Genomic DNA, 19,290 nt, shown 5'->3' with positions numbered 1-19,290 from the left:
GTTATAGTCTCGTGGGCTCGGAGATGTGTATAAGAGACAGGCTGACCCTGTGGGGACCGCCGGCGGGGCCGTCGATCACGCTGGTTCACGCCATCGCCTCCGGCCTGCTCCGCCCAGTCGCCGACAAGGTGGTGTTCAAGGCGTGGCGCACCCCGGACGAACTGCGCGCCGGGCTGACCTCCGGCACCATGCAGACCTTCGTGCTGCCGACCCAGTCCGCCGCCAACCTGTTCAACAAGGGGCTCGGCGTCCGGCTGGTCAACGTGATGACCAACGGTCTGCTGTATCTGCTGTCCACCGATCCGTCGCTGACCTCGGTGGCCGCTCTGAAGGGCCGGAGCGTCGCGATCCCCTTCCGCAACGACACGCCGGAATACGTGTTCCGGCGCCTGCTGGCGGCGGAGCGGCTGACGGCCGACGGCGATGTCGCCCTTCAATTCACGGGCACGCCGATGGAGGCGATCCAGCTTCTCGTCACCGGGCGGGCCGACGCCGCCCTGCTGCCCGAGCCGGCGGCCTCCGCCGCCATCCTGCGCGCCGGGATGGCCGGCAAGACGGTGACGCGGGTTCTCGACATCCAGCACGCCTGGGGCGCCGCCACCGGACTGGCAACGGCCCTCCCGCAGGCCGGGCTCGGCGTCTCCGCCACCTTCCTGGCGGAGCATCCCGCCAGCGTCGAGGCGCTGCACGACGCGCTGGCCAAGGCGACCGCCTCGGTCAACGCCGACCCGGCGCGGGCCGCCAACGACGCTGCGGCGCCGCTCGGCCTGCCCTGGCCGGTCATCGAGCAGGCAATCCCCCATTCCAATCTGGTCGCTCAACGGGCCAGCGCCGTTCGCGAACCGATGGAAGCCGTCTTCCGCGCCCTGGCGGAGTTCGACCCCAAGATCATCGGCGGCGCGCTGCCGGCGGCGGACTTTTATCTGTGAGGTGCGGCATGACGACGGCGCGCGCCGACGCGGTTCTCGACCGGCTGGGCCGGGTCGGGCAATTCCTGTGGTCGGGCTGGGCCGGGCTGGCCGGGCTGGCCCTGTTCGCCGCGCTCTGGCAGGCGGGGCATGAGCGCTACGGCGACTTCATCCTGCCGGCCCCGCTGGCGACCCTGACCGCCGGACTGACCATCGCCGCCGATCCCGCCGCCTGGGAACTGGCCGGTCAGACCACGCTGCGCGCGGTCGAGGGCTTCGCGCTGGCCGCCCTTGCCGGCGCCGCGGGCGGGCTGGCCGCCGGCTATTCGCCGGCGACGATGCGGCTGGCCCGCCCGATCCTGACCGTCCTGCTGGGGGTCCCGCCCATCGCCTGGATCGTGCTGGCGATGATCTGGTTCGGCTCCACCGACGGAACGATCATCACGACGGTGCTGGTCGCCGCGACCCCGGTGGTCTTCGTCGGCGTGGCCGAGGGCGCTGTCACCCGCGACCGCGGGCTGGACGACATGGCCCGCGCCTTCGGCGCCGGCCCGCTCGCCCGGCTGACCACGCTCGGGCTGCGCCACGTCGCCGCCTTCCTGTTCCCGGCGCTGACCGTGGCGCTCGGCTCGGCCTTCAAGGTGGCGGTGATGGCCGAGCTTCTCGCCAACACCGGCGGCATCGGCGGCGCGCTGGCCGCCGCCCGCGCCAATCTCGACGTGGCCGAGGCGCTGGCCTGGGTGCTGATCGCGGTGACCGGGCTGATCGTCGTCGAATACACGCTGGTCCACCCCATCCGGTCCGAGTTCGAACGCTGGCGCAACGCCGCGCGCCCCTGGGGCGTCAAGCGCTGACCGCCAAGGCCGGCGCCAGCGGGGAAAAAATCGACCGTGCACGCTGCTTTTCCGCCTCGAACTTGACCGCGGACAAACAGCCCACCCGAAAGGCCGATAAAATGCGAACGACAATCATTTGCATTTAAGTCCGAGACATCGGCTTTTCCGGGGAAACGAGCACCATGACGACACGGGGACAGGCCGGCCAAGCGGCGTTCCGAACCGCGCGAGCGGACACCGCCACCCGCGCCCCCATCCTTCTGGCCGGGTTGGCCATGGCCTCTCTGGGCGCCGCGGCTTCGCCGCCGGCCCACGCGCAGTCGGCGGCACCGGGGGCCGCCGTCTTCCTCTCCCCGGTCATGGTCGAGGGACAGACCGACAGTGCCGAGGCGACCGCCCGCCGCCGTCTGGAAGCGATCCCCGGCGGCACCGCCCTGGTGGCGGAGGAGGATCTGACCGGCAAAGCGAACGTCACGGTGTCCGACGCGCTGTCCGGAGTACCCGGCGTGGTGGTGCAGAACTTCTTCGGCGGCAACGACCAGCCGCGTATCCAGATCCGCGGCTCCGGGCTCCAGCAGAATCCGGTGGAGCGCGGCATCCTGGCCCTGCAGAACGGCCTGCCGCTGAATCGGGCCGACGGCTCCTATATCGTCGGGCTGGCCAACCCGCGCCAAGCGGAGTTCACCGAGATCTACCGCGGCTACACCGCCAACCGGCTGGGCGCCAGCATGCTGGGCGGGGCGATCAATTTCATCTCCCCCACCGGCTCCTCCGCGCCGGGCTACCGGCTGGGCGTCGAGGGCGGCAGCTTCGGCCAATTCAACACCAGCCTGCAGGCCGGCGGCAGCGCCGGAAAGCTCGATGGGCTGGTCCAGGTCCAGCGCAGCCAGCGCGACGGCTACCGCGACTACAACAGCTCCGAACGCACCGGCTTCGACGCCAACGCGGGCGCCGTGCTGTCCGACACCGTCACCACCCGCTTCTTTGCCGGCTACACCGACCTGTCCTTCGACGTCGCCGGCCCGCTGACCCGCCAGCTTCTGGAATCGAACCCCAAGGCGGTCTACACCGGCCCCCGCGTGGTCAACGGCGTCGCCACCAATCCGGGACCGAACGTCGTCCGCGACCGGCCCGAGCGCGAAGCCAAGCAGTTCCGCGTCGGCAACCGGACCACGGCGACCTTCGGCTCGCACCTGCTGGACGTGGCGCTGGGCTACACCCACACGGACGATACGTTCCGCTTCCCGATCTCCTCGGGCATCCGCAAAACGGAGGGCGGCGACGTCACCGCCGTCGCACGCTACGCCTACAGCCCCGACGCGAGCCAGCCCCTGCCGCTGTTCGAGACGACCCTGCGCTACGTCGTCGGATCGGCGGACCGCAAGGATTACCTGAACAACGCCGGCAGCCAGGGCGCCCTGTTCGGGCGCAGCACGATGGACGCCTCCACCCTGGCGCTGCACAGTGGCCTGAACCTGCCGCTGGGCAACGCGCTCACGCTGTCCCCGGCGGTCACCGTCACCCACGCCACGCGCGAGAACGGCGACACCTTCGGCGCGGCGCGGCGGCCGACCATCGCCTTCAACCCGGCCAACCCGCGGGTGGCGCTGCCGGCCGGCTCGATCCCCGCCGGCGACACCAGCTACGACCGCAGCTACACCGGAGTCAGCCCCAGCCTCGGCCTGACCTGGAAGCCGCTGGAGGACCACACCCTCTACGCCGCGGTCAGCCGCAGCTTCGAGCCGCCGACCCACGACGACCTGATCGCCACCGTCAACGGCACGCCGAACAGCAGCGCCGGGCGTCCGAACCCGGCCCAGCCTGGCCTCGTCTCGACCGCCTACCGCACGCCGGACCTCAAGGCGCAGACGGCGACCACCATCGAGGCAGGCTGGCGCGGCCGTTTCGGGGTCGTCGCGGTCGATGCCGGGACCTATTACTCCTGGGTCAAGAACGAGCTGCTGAGCCTGCGCGACGCCACCGGGGCCTCGCTCGGCGCGGTGAACGCCGACCGGACGCGGCATTTCGGCGTCGATATGGGGCTGTCGGCCTTCCTCACCGAGCGGCTGAGCGGCCGGATCGCCTACACCTTCCAGGATTTCCGCTTCCAGGACGATCCGGTGCGCGGCGACAACCGGCTGGCCGGCGCGCCGCGCCACGTCATCAACGCCTCGGCGCGCTACGACATCACCACGGCGCTGTCGGTGGGAGCGGAGGTGGACTGGTATCCCGGCAAGACCCCCGTCGACAACATGAACAGTGTCTACACGGACGGCTACGCCACCGTCGATCTGCGCAGCACCTACGCCATCAACGAGCGTGTCAGCGTCTATGGCGAGGCGCGCAACATCTTCGACGCGACCTACGCCTCCTCGACGCTGATCGTCGATCAGGCGTCGCCCACCCAGGCGGTCTACCTGCCGGGCGACGGGCGGGCCTTCTACGCCGGCCTGAAGGTCAGCTTCTAAAATCGGAAAGGCACCCTGCCATGACCCGGGAAACGATGGGCACCGCCCCCTCCCTGACGCTGTCCGGCATCGGCCACGCCTATCTCGGCCGCACGGTGCTCGACGCCGTGGACCTGTCGCTGGCGGCGGGCGAGGTGGCGGCGCTCGTCGGCCCCTCGGGCTGCGGCAAGAGCACGCTGGCGCACATCGCCGCCGGGGTGGTCGAGCCGTCGCGGGGCCGCGTCGCGCGTCGCTACCGCCGCCACGGCATGGTGTTCCAGGACCCGCGCCTGCTGCCCTGGGCGACGGCGCGGGCCAACATCGCCTACCCGCTGCGCCTGCTCGGCCTGCCCCGCCGCGAACGGCGGGAGCGGGCGGAAGAGGCCGCAAGGCGGGTGGCACTCGACCGCGCCGACCTCGACAAGTTCCCCGTCGAGCTGTCGGGCGGCATGCGCCAACGCGCCGCCATCGCGCGGGCGCTGGCGATCGACCCCGACTTCGTCTATTTCGACGAGCCCTTCACCGCGCTCGACGTCGCCCTGAAGCGCCGCATGCAGGATCTGCTGATCGAGGCGGCGCGCGGGGCGCGCTTCGGCGCCCTGTTCATCACCCACGACCTGATGGAGGCGGTGCGCATCGCCCACCGGGTCGTGGTCATGGACGCCCAGGGGCGCGGCATCGCCGGGACGCGCGCCGTTCCCGGCGAACCGGGCGGGCGCGACGACGGCACCGTCTACCGGCTGGTCGCCGGATTTCTGTCCGACGACCCGCTGTTCCGCCACATCCACGACATCGACGAAAGGCGGACCCCGTGACGGACACGATCCGAACCGCCCGCGCGCCGACCCTCGCCGGCATCCTCGGCGACGAGGGGCTGCGGCTGTTCTTCCCGCTGTCGGCCCTGCACGCTGCTCTGTGGCCGGTGCTGTGGGCGGTGGTCAACGGCTTCGCCCTGCCCTTCGACGGCGCGATCCCGCCGGGGCTGTGGCACGCGCACGAGATGCTGTTCGGCTCCTTCGGCGCGGCGGTGATCGGCTTCATCACCACGGCGATCCCGGAATGGACCGACAGCCGGCGGCTTCAGGGGCGCGCCCTCTTCGCGCTGGCGGCACTGTGGGGGATCGGGCGGGTCGCCGGGCTGACCGGTGCCGACGGGTCGGCCGTTGTCGCCACGGTCGCCGACACGGCGTGGCTCGCCGCCCTGCCCCTCTACGTCGCGACGGTGTCCTGGCGCAAGCGCACCAGCCGGTTGCTCGGCGTTCTCCTCTGGCTGAGCGCACTCGCGGTTTCGGGTGCCGTGGTCCACGCCGCTTTTGTCATCGGTGACGTTGAGTGGGCGCAGGCCGGACTGCACGCCGCCGGTCTGGTGCTGCTCGGGCTTCTGGGTCTCGTTCTGGCGCGCATTTCGGTGCCCGTCACGAATCTCGTCCTCGACCCCAGCCAGAGCAGTTCGCCCTACCGGCCCCATCCGGGACGCCTCAATCTGGCGCCCGGTCTGGTCGCCATCGCCCTGGCCGGGGAGATCGCCGGGCTATCGCCCATGGTGAGCGCCTATCTGTTCGTCGCCGCCGGAGCCGCCTTTCTCGACCGGGTTGCCGAATCCTTCATCGGCCGCGCCGTCTTTCGCGCGGAGATCCTGGCCTTGGCCGGATCGAGCCTGATGGCGGGCGCCGGCCTGCTGTTGATCGGAGCCTCCCGGCTGGGGGCTGACTTTCCCGAAACGCCGGCGCTGCATCTGGCGCTGATGGGCGGGCTGGGCCTCGGCGTGCTGGCGGTCTTCGCCATCGCCGGGCTGTTCCACACCGGCCGGACCTTTCCCCTTCCGGCGAGGGCGCGGCTGGCGTTTCCGCTGCTGGCGGGGGCGGTGGCCCTGCGGGTCCTGCCGGAACTGGGCATTGTGCCTGTGCCACCTGGACCGCCGCACGCGCTGGCGGCCCTGCTCTGGGCGGCGGCCTTCCTACTCTGGCTGAAAATCTACTGGCCGTTCCTGTCCAAGCCCCGTGTGGACGAAGCCGCGGTGTGTTGACCCTTTAACGTAAAAGGCCCCCGATGAAGCCCATCACCCTCTTCAGCGCCGGCTTCCGTCCCTTCTTCCTGTTCGGGGCGCTCTATGCCGCCGCACTGATCGCCGTCTGGGTGCCATGGTTCCTCGGCCTCGTCAGCCCGGAGATGGATTTTTCCCCCGTCTCCTGGCACGCCCACGAGCTGCTGTTCGGTTTCGTCCCGGCCATCGTTGCCGGCTTCCTGCTGACGGCGATACCGAACTGGACCGGGCGTCCGCCCGTGGCCGGCTGGCCGCTGGCGGCGCTGTTCGCCGTCTGGGTCGTGGGACGGCTGGGCGTGGCCGGATCGGCGGCTCTGGGACCGTTGGCGATCGCGTTGCTCGCGCTGTTGTTTCCGGTGGCCCTCGCCGCTGTGGCCGGGCGGGAGATCGCCGCGGCGAGGAACTGGCGCAATCTGAAGGTCGTCGCCGTCCTTGCCGTCCTGATCGGCGCGCAGGGCCTGTTCCATTGGGAGCTGTGGCGCTTCGGGCAGAGCGTCCACGGCACGCGACTCGCGGTGGCGGCGATTGTCACCTTGATCATGCTGATCGGCGGGCGGATCATCCCGAGCTTCACCGGGAATTGGCTGAGGGCGCGCGGCGGCGCGCGGCTGCCGGCACCCTTCTCCCGCTTCGACAGTACGGCGATGGGGGTCGGCCTGTTGGCTCTGATCGCCTGGATCCTGCGGGACGGCGCGGTGCTGGACGAGCGCCTGACCGGCGCCCTGCTGCTGGTCGCCGGCTTGGCGCAGGCGGTGCGGCTCACGCGGTGGCAAGCGCAGCGCACGCTGTCCGAGCCGCTCGTGCTCGTCCTGCACGTCGCCTACGCTTTCATCCCGGTCGGGTTCCTGCTGGCGGCCTGGGCCTCGCTGAACGGCAGTGCCGCTCATGGAAGCGCGGCGCTCCACGCCTGGACCGCGGGCGCCATCGGCGGCATGACACTGGCGATGATGACCCGCGTCACCCTGGGCCACACCGGGCGGGCGCTCACCGCTTCCTGGGCGACGGTGGCGATTTACGTCGCCGTGACGCTGGCAGCGGGCGCGCGGATGGCTGCCGCCCTCGACCCGCAACGCACGATGCTGCTGTTGCCGCTGGCGGGTGTCCTGTGGGTTGCCGCCTTCCTGATGTTCGCCATGGTCTACGGACGGATGCTGCTGACCCGTCGGCGATGAAGGGCCGGCGGCAAGGAACGTCAACCGTTAGCCGCGATGGCCCGCGCGAACTCGTCGAGCAGAGCGTCGGTGTCCAGGCCATAGTCGTCCGCCACCTCGGCGACGGTCTGGAAACGCGCCATCGGGCAGCCGGGACAGGCCATCCGGTGCTTGAGGAACACGGAAATGGTCGAAGGCCAGCGCTCCAGCACATCCTCGACGAGGTCGGAGGACGAGGGCAAGGCCGCGGTGGCGCAAGGTGATGGCGGAGCGATCATCCCGGCACCCTAGCGCACCGGCGCGCGCGTTTCTTTGCGCCCGCGCAAACGGAATGGAGGTTCGGCTCCGCCTACTTCTCCGCTTTCGGGGTCGCTTCCGGCTTCTCCGGCTTGGGCAGATCCTCGGCGATGACAACCAGGGCATGCGGCTGGCGGATCGTCACCTGCTGGCGTCCGCCCTCGACGATCCCTTGTCCCTCCCAACCGCTGAGGATGCGGCTCACCGTGTGCAGCGTGGTTCCGGTCATTTCCGCGATGTCCTGACGGGACAGCGGAAAGTCGATCTCGATGCCGTTCCCGACCCGGCGGCCCGCCTGACGGGCCAGCCGCAGGAGCGCGTGGGCGACGCGACGCTCGACCCGCTCGGTGGACAACTCGCGCAGGCGGGTCTGCACCTCCTGAAGGCGGCGGCCGACGATGTCCAGGGCGTTCAGCGCGATGCGGGGGTAGCGCTCCATCAGTTCGCCCATCGTCGCGGCGGTCCAGTGCACGCCGACGCAATCGACCATGGCGAGCGCGTCGGCGGGGTAGATGCCGCCCGAGAAGACCGCCGCCGTGCCGAACATCTCCCCCGCACCGATGTAGCGGACCACCAGTTGCTGACCGTCGGCCCCGGTCTGGACGATCTTGACCCGCCCGTCGATCAGCGCGTGGCAGAGGGCCGCCCGGTCGCCCTGGGAAAAAATGGTGGTTCCCTTCTCGATCCGCCGGGTATGGGCGGACCGGACGATCTCGGCCAGGGCCGCCGCGTCCAGACCGGAGAACAGCCGCAGGCCACGCAGACTGGCGGGATCGGGGGCAAGCGGCGTCATCAGACCATCCTCAAAAGGTCGTGCCCGACCACCCCTGCGGGCAGCCGTCACGGAAAAGTTGCCTTCCAAGATGACCGCCCGCGCGCCGCGCCGCAACCCGCCTGCGCTCGGATTGAAACTCAAAACCGGAACCAAGGTCTCAATTTGTCCTGGAACAAAGAGCCGATAGGACCAGTCCTTTAGGCTTGTCGCCACATCGCAACCCTTCGGACCTCCCCCATGCAGATCGCCGAACAGTCCACCGCGGCCGAGCCGGTCATCGACGTCCAGTCCATTCCGCCCCACCAGCGCCACCCGCTGATCCTCCAGGCCACGCAGGAATTGGCGCCGGGCCGCGGCTTCGTGCTGGTCAACGACCATGACCCGCGCCCGCTCTCTCTCCAGATCCAGGCGCTGTTCGGCGATGCGGTGAGCTGGACCTATCTGGAGCGCGGGCCGGAGCGCTGGCGGGTGCGCATCGGGCGGCCCGAGTCCGGCACCGCCCCGGCGACCTCCCTGCGGGTGCGCATCGGGCGCGGCGGACAGGCGAGCGCGGTCGCCGCCGAGACGCCGCTCGGCGTGGCGGACGGCGGGCTGGTCTGCGAGATCACCGACTGCCCGCCGGGCACCAGCGCGGAGCAGGTGCTCGACCTGATGCAAGGGGTCATCCCGCCCGCCGGGCAACTGCACTTGTCCTACGAGCGTCTGGTCGCCCGGCGTTCCGGCTCCTGCTGCGGGGGCATGTGCGGCTGATCGCCCCAGGCGGCCGTTCGGGACCTTGGGCTTGACCGTCATCAAGGATGGTATGACCACCGGGCTGTATTGCCGAAGCCCGGCGGGCTCCGCCCGCCACACGACCATTCCGAAGGGAAGGAGACAGGCGTATGCGCGATCCCGGCTTTATGGCTCAGGATAAGGCCCAGGAGATGGCCCCGGACACCCGTGCCCGCGACGTCGAAGTCCAACTGACGCGGGCCGGGCTGGGGTTCGCGCGGCGGCTCGGCGACCGGGCCGGCGGCTTGCTGTTCGATCGGCTGCTGCGGATTCTGGAGGCGCGCCACCCGCGCGCCTTCACCGCCCTCGGCGAGCTGCCCGACGCCCGCCTGCTCATCGATCCCGTGGACGCGCCCGCCGCCCTGCTGCTCCGCGTCGGCCCCGGCCTCGCCCTGCGGGTCTGCGACCGCACCGCCGAGGCGGAGGCCACGGTGCGCGGCCCCTGCGCGCGGCTCCTCGACCTGCTGGAAGGGCGCATCGACGGCGACGCGCTGTTCTTCCGCCGCGAACTCTCCATCGAGGGCGACACCGCCCTGATCCTGGCGCTCCGCAACACGCTGGACGGCGAGGAGATGGACCTGTTCGGCGACGTCGCTGCCGCGGCCGGTCCGCTGCGGCACGCCCTGCCCGTGGCGCGGCGCAACGCCGGGCGGGCGCTCGACCTGCTCGCCACGGCGCGCCGTTTCGCCCCGCCGCCGGTGCGCTGGGGCATGACCATGCTGGAGCGGCGGCTCACCAGCCCGCGGCAGGGAGCGTAACGGCATGGGTTCCTTCGAACTGATCTGCCCGGCGGGCAACCCCGCCGCGCTGCGCGCCGCCGTGGACGCGGGCGCCGACGCCGTCTATCTGGGCTTCCGCGACGAGACCAACGCGCGCAACTTCCCCGGCCTGAACTTCTCGCGGCCGGAACTGGCCGAGGCCATCGCCTACGCCCACGCGCGGTCGGTCCAGGTCTTCGTCGCCATCAACACCTACCCCCAGGCCGGCAATCTCGCCCCCTGGCAGCGCGCGGTGGACGACGCCGCGCGGCTGAAGGCGGATGCGGTGATCCTCGCCGACCTCGGTTTGCTCGACTACGCGGCAAAGCGCCATCCCGACCTGCGGCTTCACCTGTCCGTTCAGGCCTCCGCCGCCAACGCCGAGGCGATCCGGCTCTACCGCGAGGCCTTCGGCGTGCGGCGGGTCGTGCTGCCCCGCGTGCTGACGGTGCCGGAGATCGCCCGGCTGAACGCCGAGGTCGATGTGGAGACCGAGGTCTTCGTCTTCGGCGGCCTCTGCCCGATGGCGGAGGGGCGCTGCTCGCTGTCCTCCTACGCGACCGGGCTGTCGCCCAACAAGCAGGGCGTCTGCTCCCCGGCCAGCCATGTGCGTTACGAGCCGCGCGGCGAGGCGCTGGCGTCGCGCCTCGGCGGCTTCACCATCAACGTCTTCGGCGCCGGGGAGCCGGCGGGCTACCCGACGCTGTGCAAGGGCCGCTTCGTGCCCGGCGGCGGCACCTCCCGCGATCCGGCCTACCTGTTCGAGGAGCCGACCAGCCTCAACGCGCTGGCCCTGCTGCCGGAGCTGAAGGCCGCCAAGGTGTGCGCCCTGAAGATCGAAGGCCGCCAGCGTGGCAAGGCCTACATCGCCGCCGTGGTCGGCGCCTACCGCCGGGCGCTGGACGCGTTCGAACGCGGGCTGCCCGTGCCGGCGCTCGACCTGGAGGCCATGGTCGAGGGCGGAGCCCAGACCACCGGCGCCTACACCCGCGCGTGGCGCTGAGGAGTTGCGTTCATGAAACCCACCCTGACCCTTGGTCCCGTCCTGTTCAACTGGCCGGCGGAGCGTTGGCGCGATTTTTACGCCCGCATCGCCGACGAGGCGCCGGTCGACGCCGTCGTCGTCGGCGAGATCGTCTGTTCCAAGCGCGCGCCCTTCCTCGCCCCGGTCATGGACGAGGTGATCGCCCGTCTGGCCGCCGCCGGGAAGGAGGTCTGGCTCGCCAGCCCGATCCTGGTCGGCAGCGATCGCGACCGCGCGGCGATGCGCGACCTCGTGGAGAGCGACCTGCTGCCGGTCGAAGCCAACGACATGGGCGCGCTGGCCCTGCTGGAGGGGCGCCGCCACGCCGTCGGCCCCTTCATCAACAGCTACAACGAGGCGACCCTGGCGTGGCTGGCCGGGCGCGGCGCCGTCGCGGTGTCGCTGCCGGCGGAGCTTCCCGCCGCCGCCGTCGCCGTGATGGCGAAGACGGGGGCGGCGCTCGGCCTGTCCATGGAGGTGCAGGTGTTCGGGCGCGCCCCGCTCGCCATTTCCGCCCGCTGCTACCACGCGCGGGCGCACGCGCTGCACAAGGACGGCTGCCAGTTCGTCTGCGCCAACGACCCGGACGGCATGCCGGTCAGCACCGTCGACGGCCAGCCCTTCCTGTCGGTCAACGGCACGCAGACGCTGTCGCACGGCTATCTGGCGCTGGCGGCGGAGATCGACCAACTGCGGGCAATGGGCATCCAGCGCTTCCGCCTGTCGCCGCAGGATCTCGACATGGTCGCCGTCGCCAAGGCCTTCCGCGCCGTTCTGGACGGCGCGCACAGCGGACAGGACGTGATGGCGGAGCTGCGCGGCATGACCGCCGTCCCGCTGGAGAACGGCTTCTTCCACAACATGGCGGGTGCGGCTTACGCCGACGCTGCGGCGCCGGTCGCCTGACGCGCCCGCCATCCGATGTCCGTCGGACCGTCGCTTCCCGCGCGGCCCGGCTGACTTTTGAGTCCGTTGAACGAGGAAACCCCTATGAAGCGCATGTTTGCCCTGCTCGCCTTCGGGCTGGTCGCGTCGTCCCCCGGCCTTGCCGCCGCGCAGGACGCCGCCGCCGGCGAGAAGGTGTTCAACCAGTGCAAGGCCTGCCACACCATTGAGGCCGGCGGCCCGAACCGCGTCGGCCCGAACCTGCACGGCGTCGTCGGCCGCAAGGCCGGCTCCGTCGAAGCCTACAAGTATTCCGACGCCATGAAGAACGCCGGGGCCTGGGACGAGGCGGCGCTCGACGCCTATCTGGCGGACCCGAAGGGCGCCGTCCCCGGCAACAAGATGGCCTTCGCCGGCGTGAAGAACGAGCAGGCCCGCAAGGACTTGATCGCCTTCCTGAAAAAGAACAGCTGACGAAATCAGCACGTTTCCTTGGCGGCTTGACCGCCGTCAAGGATGGGAGGGCAATCAGTCGCTATGATAACCGCACAATCGTTGATCGATTGCGTCCCCGCTGGACGAGTACCCTCCCGTTTTTCTGCCCCCTTCAAGCCCATCGGTTCTTCGCCGGTGGGCTTTTTTCCGCTCAAGGGCGGCCGCGGACGAGAAGATGGCCGAAGGCGGCCAGGAACAGGATCGCCGCCGCGCTCCAGGCGCCGGCCGCGGCCAACAGCCACAGCGGGCCATCCTCTCCCGCCGCCGCGGCAACCGCCCGCAAGGCAACGGCGAGCGCGGTGAGCACGTAGCAGCCCGTCACCACCACCGACCGCCCGAAGGCGTTGCCGGCGTGCTTGCGGATCATGCTCGACATCACCGCGAAGCCCATCAGCCCGAGCGCTCCGACCGTCCAGAGATGAATCGTCATGCCGGCCGACGCCGCCACGGAGGCGAAGCCGAGTGGGATGCAGGCATAAGCCGCGTGCACGGCGAGGACCGATGGCCGGTCGAGCGTCCGCCAGCCCCGCCATTGGACCATCCGGGCCGTCTGCGTCAGCGCGGCGAGAAGGCTTGCAGCGGCCGTCGTTCCAGAACCTGGTTCGGCCAGCCAGGCGGCCAGCGCGCAGGTCGCGGACAAGGCGGCGGCACGCTCAAACCAAGGGCGCTCGGTGAACAGCGCCGCCTTGCTGGGCAGGCCCAGATGGGTGGCGGTCAGGCTCGGCGCGATGCGGCCGCCCAGCACCATGGCCAGCCCGAGCGACAGCGCCAAGGCGGACGGAACGGCGTCGCACAGCGCGGCCCCGGCCAGCGCTCCGGCCAGGGCCGCGACAACGGCGTTGCGCCGGTCCCGCGCGGCGGCGACCTGCAGGGTCACGAGAAGGGCCAGCGCGGCAAGGAACGGCGCGTGCGCGGTGATCACCCAGGGCGACAGCGCCCGTCCCGCCAGCCAGAGAGGCACCAAAAGCGGCCAGAGGCGCGCGCTGACCAGCGGCTGCCCGGTCCAGCGCGGCAGGGCGGTGCGCAGGAATCCCGCCATCATCGCCGGCAGCGTCCCGAACAGCAGCGCCCGCCCGTGCCACCCCGTCGGGTCGGCGATCACGTTGGACACGTCCCACCCCAGAAGGACCGGCACCCACAGCCCCACCGCGAGCAGCGCGTCCAGGGCGGTCAGCAGAAAAAAGGGACGGAACGGCACCGTCAGGCCCCGCTCCGCCTTAGCTGGATCATGAGGTGTGATGACCGTTGGGATGGCCGACGTTGCAGTGCCGCCGAAGCTGTTCGACCGACCGCACCCGGACGGTGTTGCCCGTGACGTGGAGTTGGTGGGGGCTCAGCTTGGTGAAGGTGCGGGACAGCTGTTCCGGCGTCATGCCGAGGCGGCTGGCCAGCACGCGCTTGCTGACCGGCAACTCGACCGTCGCGCCGTCCTCCGCCTCATCCCGAGGCGACGGATCAACCTGCGACAGGATGAAGGCGGCGAGCCGCTGGGTCGTCGTGCGCAGCTTCAGGTTCTTGACCTCGCGCACCAGCCCGCGGCACTGCCCGACCAGCGTGCTCATCACCCGCAGCGCCAGCGCGTGGTCGCGGGCAACCTGCGCGCGCAGGACGGGGGCAGCCAGCATCAGAATCCGCGACGATTCCAGCGTCCGCGCCGACATCAGGTATGGCGCGTCGGCCAGCACCGCCGCCGGCACAAAGCAATCGCCGGGGCGCACGATGTCGATCACCGTCTCCTGCCCTGCCTCGTCGCAGCCGGCCAGCATCGCCGTGCCCTCGACGAGGATGTGCAGGAAGTCGGGGATCTCGCCCTCCGCGAACAGCCGTGTCTCGCGCGGGAACCACTGGAGAAGCGCCCCGTAGGTCAGCGCTTCCAGGGTCTCGTCGGCGACTCCCTCGAACAGCGGGAGGTCGCGCATCAGCGTCAGGGCGCCCTGTCTCATCGTCCCGGCTCTGCTGTCGCGGTCAGGCGTCGGAGGCGGGCTTGCGCGTCGCCTCGACGAGAACCGGTGCGTCATCATCCTTCAGGCCGGCCTTGAAGGACTTCACGCCTTTGGCGAGGTCGCCCATGACCTTGGGCAGCTTGCCCGCGCCGAACAGCAGCAGGACGAGCAGCAGGACGATGGCCCAATGCATCAGGCTGAAACTTCCCATGACGATGGTCTCCTGGATGAAGGACGGTCAGGCGCGCAGCGCGAGGACGCTGCCGTCGCGGCGGGTGAGACGGGCGGCGGTGCCCGGAAAACGGTCGAGGAGAACGGCGGCCCGCGCTTCCGGCGCGACCGACAGGGCGGTGGACAGGGCGTCGGCGGTGGTGGCGTCGGGGGCGAGCACGGTGACCGCCAGCCACTCCCGCGCGCAGCCGCCCGTCGCCGGGTCGAACAGGTGGGTAAAGCGCCCGGCGGGATCGAAGGGCGTGCCGTAGCCGCCTGACGTCGCCACCGCCCGGTCCGCGATCTCCAGCGTGTCGGCGTTGCGGCCTTCCGCGAGCGGATCGGTGAGGCCGACCGCCCAGGGGCGGCCCGAAGGATGATGGCCGAGCGCACGGATTTCGCCCAGATCGACCAGCACGTCGGTCATGCCCTCCGCCCGCAGCCGCTCGGACACGCGGTCGGTGACGTAGCCCTGGGCGATGCCGTTCAGCGTCACCGCCATGCCGCGCCCGGCAAAGGAAACGCGGCCCGGTTCGACGCGAAGCTTGCGGTGATCGCCCAACTCCCTGGCCGCGCGGAGGACGGCCTCCGGAGGGCCGGCGGGATCGGCACCGGGGCGGGCGAAATGGCCGGCGTAGAGCTGCCACAGCGGCTGCACCGTCGGGTCGAAGGCGCCGTCGGTGCGGCGGCTGAAGGCCGCGGCCTCGGACAGCAGCCGCACCAGATCGGCCGGCGGCGCGTCGAGAACGCCGTCACGGTTCAGGCGGGCCAGCGCCGAATCCGTCCGGTAGAGGCTGAAGACCCGCTCCAGCCGCGCGACCTCCTCCAGGCACAGGGCGATCAGCCGGTCGGCCTCGGCGGGGTCCGGGTGCGCCAGCTGGATCACGGAATCCGCTCCCAGCGCGACGCCGCGCCACGTCCGCGCCGGCACGCCCGCCGCCCGGAGGCCGCCCGGCAGCAGCGCCAGCCCGGCGGCCACCGCGGCGATGCCGAGAAAGCGGCGGCGGGTGGTCATGGCGTGCCTCCATGCCCGGCGCCGTGGCCGCCGCCATGCTTGCCGCCCTGCTCCGCCGGTTCATCGGCGGCGGTCTGCTCGGAGGGAAGCGTGGGGTGGAGAATCTCGTCCTCGGTCACCTCGGCGAAGCGCTTGATCGCGCCGCCGTTCTCGGCGGCGAAGCGGCGGGCGGCGGCCTCGTCGCCGAAGGGGAAGGGTTCGGCCTCGCCCATGCCGCCGCGCTGACGGCTGCCCACCACGTACCAGGCCTTGCGCGCCTCGATCCAGACGGTCAGGTCGGGCTTGCGCGGATCGGCCGCTTGGGCGACGTCGGTGACGTAGATGGCGCGGACGTCCTTCGCCTCTTCCGGCAGCATGGTGAAGGCGAAGGTGTCGCGGACGGAGGACAGCCAGACCGGGCGGTCCCGCCCGCCGACCAGGATCTGCCCCTTCGGGCCGGCATGGTCGGCAAGGTTCATGCCGCAGTAATGGCCGATCGCGTCGGCGGTGATGGCGACGGGCGGCGGCGGGGCGGTCTCCGCCTTCTGCTGCTGACAGGCGGACAGCGGCAGCAGCAGGCAGGCCGCCAGCAGCGTGGCTCTCAGGGAGGTGTTCATCAGATCTGCCTTCTGGAAAAGAGGACGGCGGCCAGCGCCAGCGGTGCGGCGACCCAGCCGGCCAGCACGGCCAGCAGGACGGAGGCCGACACCTGCACCTGCGCGGCCAGCCCGGCGGTGCCGGCGAACTGGCTGACGCTCTTGAAGCCGGTCAGGTTGAAGAGGCGGAAGGCGTCCGCCGGGTTGGCGAGCAGCAGCCCATTCAGCAGGCCGGCGTTCACCGTCTTGCCCCCGTCGGCCACCAGCAGCCCCAGCAGCGCCATGTCGTAGAGCAGGACCAGCACCAGCCAGATCGCCACGGCGATGCCCGCCGCCGTGCCGCGGTCGCGGACCAGCGTGGAGGCGAGGTAGCCCATGGCCGTGAAGGCGGCGCCCAGCAGGACGCTCGATCCGATCATGGCGGCGAAGGCGCGCCAGCTCTCCGGCCCGATCTCGGTCCCGCTCATCGCCAGCGCCACCCCGGCGGCGCCGTAGCCCAGCACGGTGGCGAAGGCGATGATCGCGGCGTGGCCAAGGAACTTGCCGATCAGCACCTGCCAGCGCGCCACCGGGTAGGACAGCAGCAGCGTCATGGTGCCGCGGTCGATCTCGCCCACCACCGCGTCGAAGGACAGCAGCAGCGCGATCAGCGGCAGCAGGAAGATGGTCAGGCTGGACAGGCTGACGATGGTCACCTCCACCCGGCCGACGCCGACCGTGCCGGTCGGGGCGGCCCCCAGGAAGCTCAGCGTCAGGGCCAGCGCCGCCATCAGCAGCGTGGTGGCGACGACCCAGCGGTTGCGAAGGCCGTCGCGCACCTCCTTGGCGGCGATCGTCAGAAGCGTGTTCATTCCGCAGCCTCCCGGCGCAGGAAGTGGGCGTACATCTCGTCCAGGCTCGGCTGGACGACCTCGATGTCGGCGAGTTCCGGGCCTTCGCAGGCGATCTGGCGGAGCGTCGCCACCTTGTCGTCGTTGGCGCAGGCGGTCTCCACGACCTCGCCGGACGGCAGGGTCAGGCGGATGCGCACCGGCAGCTGGGCCAGCCCGCGCAGAGTGGCGAGCGAGCCGTCGGCGACCTTGCGCCCGCGGTTCATCACCACGACGCGGTCGGCCTGCCCCTCCAGTTCGGTCAGGGCGTGGCTGCACAGCAGGACGGTGGTGCCGGCGTCGCGCAGGTCCCGCACGATCTCGTAGAAGCTCTGGCGCAGCGCCGGGTCGAGGCCGGTCGTCGGCTCGTCCAGGAACAGAACCTTCGGCCCGCCGAGCAGCGCCTGGGCCAGCGCCAGCCGCTGCCGCATGCCCTTCGAATAGGTGCCGACGCGGCGCTTCACCGCGGCGGGCTCCAGCCCCACCCGGTCGAACAGCGCGTCGTTGCCGTCGCGCGGCACCCGCTTCAGCCGAGCGTAGAAGTCCAGCGTCTCCCGCCCCGTCATGCTGGGGTGGAAGGCGACGCTTTCCGGCAGGAAGCCGACCTGCCGGCGGATGTGAGAGGCCGAGGCGCTCGCCGGGTCGCCGCCCAGCACGCGGACGCTGCCGGCGGTCGGCGTGGTCAGCCCGAGCATCAGCTTGATCAGCGAGCTCTTGCCGGCGCCGTTGTGGCCGACCATGGCCACGCATTCGCCGGGAGCAAGGTCCAGATCCACCTCGCGCACGGCGAAGGCGTCGCCGTAGCGCTTGGAGACTCCCTCCACACGGATGGTCGGTGTGTCGGTCATTGGGCGTTCCTTTCCGCCGTTTGGCGCAGCGCCGGAGACGGCGGCGGGCTCATCAGAGGGGCGCTGTCGATCACGCCGCCGGGGTGCAGCGCCGGGAACTGCTTTTGCGCCCAGCGGATCACCTGCACGCCGGGGCTGTTCATCAGCAGCTTCGCCGCCGGATAGGCCCACATCACGCGGTCGACGACGTCGTTGGGGCGGTAGGCCTCGTCGGCGATGCCGTCGCCGTTCAGGTCGAAGGCGGCGTTGTCGGACCAGTAGTTACCGCGCCCCTTCTCCGACCAGTCGAGGTGACGGGTCCCGACATACTTGACCTGGGTGCGGTTGCCGATGAAGGCGTTGCCGGTCAGCGTGTTGCGCTCCGACCCGGCGGTGAAGTGCACGCCGATCTCGCAGCCCTCGAACCGGTTGCCGGTGAAGCGGTTCTTGTTGGCGTTGTAGATGAAGACGCATTTCCAGGTGCCGGTGCGCTGGCCCTCCACCGGGCCGTCGGTCGCCACCGGCATGTCCTTGTCGGCCACCACCTCCACCGGCGCCGCCTGTTCGGGCGACAGAGGACCGGCGACCACGTTGCCCTCGATGAGCGCGCTGTTGGCGTAGTTCAGCAGCAGCCCATGCTCCCGGTCCCCCTGCGAGCGGTTGTTCCGGATCACGAGGTTGTTGGAATACATGATCGCGTAGCCGACATGGTTGCCGACCGACAGGTTGTCCGACACCTCGGAATCGTTCGTGTACATGTAATGGACGGCGAACCGCACCCGCTCGAAGCGGTTGCGGGCGAACAGGTTCTTCTTCGACGTCGTGGTGAAGATGCCGTCGCGCCCGTCCTGGACGCGGTTGTCCACCACCTGCGTGCCCGGCGCGTTCCACAACTGGATGCCGTTGCCGCGCTCGGACAGGCGCAGGTCCGTGCGCCCGATGACGTCGTTGCGCTGGACCATCACATCGTGGGCGCCCCACACATAGATGCCGATCAGGTTGTCGCGCAGCCGGTTGCCCTCGATCACGCCGCGGTGCGCCTCCTTGCCCAGGAAGATTCCGGTGTTCTGCTCGGACAGGCTGATGCCGGAATTGCGGACTTCGACATTCCGCACGGTCACGTCGGGGGCGAAGACCGTCACGGCGTTCCCCTCCCCTCCCCCGTCGATGACGGCGCCCGGCTCGCCGAGCAGCGTGACCGGCTTGCGGACCACGACGGGGCCGGGGTGCGTGCCGTGGGCGAGGACGAGTGTGTCGCCGGGCGCCGCCGCGGCGAGCGCACCGTCCAGCCCGCCCGGCGCCACCGTCACCGTGGCGGCGCAGGCCGTCCCGGCGGCGAAGGCGAGCGCCGCGGCGAGGAGGGGGAGTGGAGAGTGGTGGGGCATTGGCTTGCCTTGATTGTTTTGCGGCGTGTTGCCCCTGTCTCTTATACACATCTGACGCTGCCGACGATTATACGC

The 19,290-nt window shown here is 70.9% G+C and carries 21 protein-coding genes; 11 read left to right on the top strand and 10 right to left on the bottom strand.

Annotated features, from left to right (window positions below):
• From Q4I23_RS18580 to Q4I23_RS18555, 6 genes are all read left to right on the top strand, one after another.
• The coding region (locus Q4I23_RS18580) for an ABC transporter substrate-binding protein (RefSeq protein ID WP_498527164.1) at positions 1-929 on the top strand (929 nt) is incomplete at its 5' end.
• 8 nt (positions 930-937) lie between these two features.
• A complete protein-coding gene (locus Q4I23_RS18575; RefSeq protein ID WP_498527163.1) occupies positions 938-1,762 on the top strand; it encodes an ABC transporter permease in 825 nt (274 codons plus the stop codon).
• Between the two features lie 164 nt (positions 1,763-1,926).
• Complete coding sequence (locus tag Q4I23_RS18570) at positions 1,927-4,212, top strand: TonB-dependent receptor family protein (protein WP_498527162.1); 2,286 nt, start codon at positions 1,927-1,929, stop codon at positions 4,210-4,212.
• A gap of 20 nt (positions 4,213-4,232) precedes the next feature.
• Complete coding sequence (locus tag Q4I23_RS18565; protein WP_498527161.1) at positions 4,233-5,006, top strand: ATP-binding cassette domain-containing protein; 774 nt, start codon at positions 4,233-4,235, stop codon at positions 5,004-5,006.
• Positions 5,003-6,217, top strand: a complete 1,215-nt coding sequence (locus Q4I23_RS18560) for an NnrS family protein (protein ID WP_454019674.1) — start codon at positions 5,003-5,005, stop codon at positions 6,215-6,217. The genes Q4I23_RS18565 and Q4I23_RS18560 overlap by 4 nt, the downstream gene beginning before the upstream one ends.
• Positions 6,218-6,240: 23 nt before the next feature.
• Positions 6,241-7,407 carry an NnrS family protein gene (locus tag Q4I23_RS18555; protein ID WP_498527160.1) on the top strand — a complete coding sequence of 389 codons (1,167 nt, stop codon included), beginning with the start codon at positions 6,241-6,243 and terminating at the stop codon, positions 7,405-7,407.
• A gap of 20 nt (positions 7,408-7,427) precedes the next feature.
• Here the strand turns inward: Q4I23_RS18555 and Q4I23_RS18550 are convergent, their stop codons facing one another.
• Together Q4I23_RS18550 and Q4I23_RS18545 are read right to left on the bottom strand one after the other, a co-directional pair.
• The gene (locus Q4I23_RS18550) at positions 7,428-7,664 is read right to left on the bottom strand and encodes a DUF1858 domain-containing protein (RefSeq protein WP_454019676.1); all 237 of its coding nucleotides are present in this window, start codon (positions 7,662-7,664) and stop codon (positions 7,428-7,430) included.
• Between the two features lie 71 nt (positions 7,665-7,735).
• Positions 7,736-8,476, bottom strand: coding sequence for a Crp/Fnr family transcriptional regulator (locus Q4I23_RS18545; RefSeq protein WP_498527159.1), 741 nt, complete (start codon positions 8,474-8,476; stop codon positions 7,736-7,738).
• 219 nt (positions 8,477-8,695) lie between these two features.
• Here Q4I23_RS18545 and Q4I23_RS18540 point away from each other — a divergent pair, with 219 nt between their 5' ends.
• From Q4I23_RS18540 to Q4I23_RS18520, 5 genes are all read left to right on the top strand, one after another.
• The gene (locus tag Q4I23_RS18540) at positions 8,696-9,208 is read left to right on the top strand and encodes a DUF2249 domain-containing protein (protein ID WP_454019678.1); all 513 of its coding nucleotides are present in this window, start codon (positions 8,696-8,698) and stop codon (positions 9,206-9,208) included.
• Positions 9,209-9,357: 149 nt separating this feature from the next.
• Positions 9,358-9,987, top strand: a complete 630-nt coding sequence (gene ubiT, locus Q4I23_RS18535; RefSeq protein ID WP_454019679.1) for a ubiquinone anaerobic biosynthesis accessory factor UbiT — start codon at positions 9,358-9,360, stop codon at positions 9,985-9,987.
• Positions 9,988-9,991: 4 nt separating this feature from the next.
• On the top strand, positions 9,992-10,990 hold the full coding sequence (gene ubiU, locus Q4I23_RS18530) for a ubiquinone anaerobic biosynthesis protein UbiU (protein WP_498527158.1): 999 nt from the start codon (positions 9,992-9,994) through the stop codon (positions 10,988-10,990).
• A gap of 12 nt (positions 10,991-11,002) precedes the next feature.
• The gene (ubiV, locus tag Q4I23_RS18525; protein ID WP_498527157.1) at positions 11,003-11,917 is read left to right on the top strand and encodes a ubiquinone anaerobic biosynthesis protein UbiV; all 915 of its coding nucleotides are present in this window, start codon (positions 11,003-11,005) and stop codon (positions 11,915-11,917) included.
• Between the two features lie 84 nt (positions 11,918-12,001).
• Entirely contained in the window at positions 12,002-12,370 is a 369-nt protein-coding gene (locus tag Q4I23_RS18520) for a c-type cytochrome (RefSeq protein WP_454019681.1), read from the top strand.
• Positions 12,371-12,542: 172 nt separating this feature from the next.
• Here Q4I23_RS18520 and Q4I23_RS18515 read toward each other — a convergent pair whose 3' ends face one another.
• From Q4I23_RS18515 to Q4I23_RS18480, 8 genes are all read right to left on the bottom strand, one after another.
• Complete coding sequence (locus Q4I23_RS18515) at positions 12,543-13,589, bottom strand: NnrS family protein (RefSeq protein WP_498527156.1); 1,047 nt, start codon at positions 13,587-13,589, stop codon at positions 12,543-12,545.
• A 28-nt stretch (positions 13,590-13,617) separates the two neighbouring features.
• The gene (locus Q4I23_RS18510) at positions 13,618-14,334 is read right to left on the bottom strand and encodes a cyclic nucleotide-binding domain-containing protein (protein ID WP_498527155.1); all 717 of its coding nucleotides are present in this window, start codon (positions 14,332-14,334) and stop codon (positions 13,618-13,620) included.
• Between the two features lie 22 nt (positions 14,335-14,356).
• Positions 14,357-14,545: a twin-arginine translocase TatA/TatE family subunit gene (locus Q4I23_RS18505; RefSeq protein WP_114857117.1), complete on the bottom strand. Its 189-nt coding sequence runs from the start codon at positions 14,543-14,545 to the stop codon at positions 14,357-14,359.
• A gap of 27 nt (positions 14,546-14,572) precedes the next feature.
• A complete protein-coding gene (locus tag Q4I23_RS18500) occupies positions 14,573-15,559 on the bottom strand; it encodes an FAD:protein FMN transferase (RefSeq protein ID WP_498527154.1) in 987 nt (328 codons plus the stop codon).
• Positions 15,556-16,155, bottom strand: a complete 600-nt coding sequence (locus tag Q4I23_RS18495) for a nitrous oxide reductase accessory protein NosL (protein ID WP_454019686.1) — start codon at positions 16,153-16,155, stop codon at positions 15,556-15,558. The genes Q4I23_RS18500 and Q4I23_RS18495 overlap by 4 nt, the downstream gene beginning before the upstream one ends.
• On the bottom strand, positions 16,155-16,985 hold the full coding sequence (locus Q4I23_RS18490; protein WP_040137444.1) for an ABC transporter permease: 831 nt from the start codon (positions 16,983-16,985) through the stop codon (positions 16,155-16,157). Before Q4I23_RS18490 ends, Q4I23_RS18495 begins: the two co-directional genes overlap by 1 nt.
• Positions 16,982-17,851, bottom strand: coding sequence for an ABC transporter ATP-binding protein (locus tag Q4I23_RS18485; protein WP_498527153.1), 870 nt, complete (start codon positions 17,849-17,851; stop codon positions 16,982-16,984). The genes Q4I23_RS18490 and Q4I23_RS18485 overlap by 4 nt, the downstream gene beginning before the upstream one ends.
• On the bottom strand, positions 17,848-19,290 hold a 1,443-nt coding region (locus tag Q4I23_RS18480; RefSeq protein WP_498527152.1), incomplete at its 5' end, for a nitrous oxide reductase family maturation protein NosD. The genes Q4I23_RS18485 and Q4I23_RS18480, both read right to left, overlap by 4 nt.

Source organism: Azospirillum sp. UFLA03-27 (assembly GCF_059803775.1).
The sequence above is the reverse complement of the archived record's forward strand: the minus strand, read 5'-3'. Positions and strand labels throughout refer to the sequence as shown.

What these genes read in the sequence shown, in the direction of transcription:
- Q4I23_RS18575 (WP_498527163.1), top strand. Translation starts at nt 938, where the DNA reads ATGACGACGGCGCGCGCCGACGCGGTTCTCGACCGGCTGGGCCGGGTC.
- Q4I23_RS18570 (WP_498527162.1), top strand. Translation starts at nt 1,927, where the DNA reads ATGACGACACGGGGACAGGCCGGCCAAGCGGCGTTCCGAACCGCGCGA.
- Q4I23_RS18565 (WP_498527161.1), top strand. Translation starts at nt 4,233, where the DNA reads ATGACCCGGGAAACGATGGGCACCGCCCCCTCCCTGACGCTGTCCGGC.
- Q4I23_RS18555 (WP_498527160.1), top strand. Translation starts at nt 6,241, where the DNA reads ATGAAGCCCATCACCCTCTTCAGCGCCGGCTTCCGTCCCTTCTTCCTG.
- Q4I23_RS18550 (WP_454019676.1), bottom strand. Translation starts at nt 7,664, where the DNA reads ATGATCGCTCCGCCATCACCTTGCGCCACCGCGGCCTTGCCCTCGTCC.
- Q4I23_RS18545 (WP_498527159.1), bottom strand. Translation starts at nt 8,476, where the DNA reads ATGACGCCGCTTGCCCCCGATCCCGCCAGTCTGCGTGGCCTGCGGCTG.
- Q4I23_RS18540 (WP_454019678.1), top strand. Translation starts at nt 8,696, where the DNA reads ATGCAGATCGCCGAACAGTCCACCGCGGCCGAGCCGGTCATCGACGTC.
- ubiT (WP_454019679.1), top strand. Translation starts at nt 9,358, where the DNA reads ATGGCTCAGGATAAGGCCCAGGAGATGGCCCCGGACACCCGTGCCCGC.
- ubiU (WP_498527158.1), top strand. Translation starts at nt 9,992, where the DNA reads ATGGGTTCCTTCGAACTGATCTGCCCGGCGGGCAACCCCGCCGCGCTG.
- ubiV (WP_498527157.1), top strand. Translation starts at nt 11,003, where the DNA reads ATGAAACCCACCCTGACCCTTGGTCCCGTCCTGTTCAACTGGCCGGCG.
- Q4I23_RS18520 (WP_454019681.1), top strand. Translation starts at nt 12,002, where the DNA reads ATGAAGCGCATGTTTGCCCTGCTCGCCTTCGGGCTGGTCGCGTCGTCC.
- Q4I23_RS18510 (WP_498527155.1), bottom strand. Translation starts at nt 14,334, where the DNA reads ATGAGACAGGGCGCCCTGACGCTGATGCGCGACCTCCCGCTGTTCGAG.
- Q4I23_RS18505 (WP_114857117.1), bottom strand. Translation starts at nt 14,545, where the DNA reads ATGGGAAGTTTCAGCCTGATGCATTGGGCCATCGTCCTGCTGCTCGTC.
- Q4I23_RS18500 (WP_498527154.1), bottom strand. Translation starts at nt 15,559, where the DNA reads ATGACCACCCGCCGCCGCTTTCTCGGCATCGCCGCGGTGGCCGCCGGG.
- Q4I23_RS18495 (WP_454019686.1), bottom strand. Translation starts at nt 16,155, where the DNA reads ATGAACACCTCCCTGAGAGCCACGCTGCTGGCGGCCTGCCTGCTGCTG.
- Q4I23_RS18490 (WP_040137444.1), bottom strand. Translation starts at nt 16,985, where the DNA reads ATGAACACGCTTCTGACGATCGCCGCCAAGGAGGTGCGCGACGGCCTT.
- Q4I23_RS18485 (WP_498527153.1), bottom strand. Translation starts at nt 17,851, where the DNA reads ATGACCGACACACCGACCATCCGTGTGGAGGGAGTCTCCAAGCGCTAC.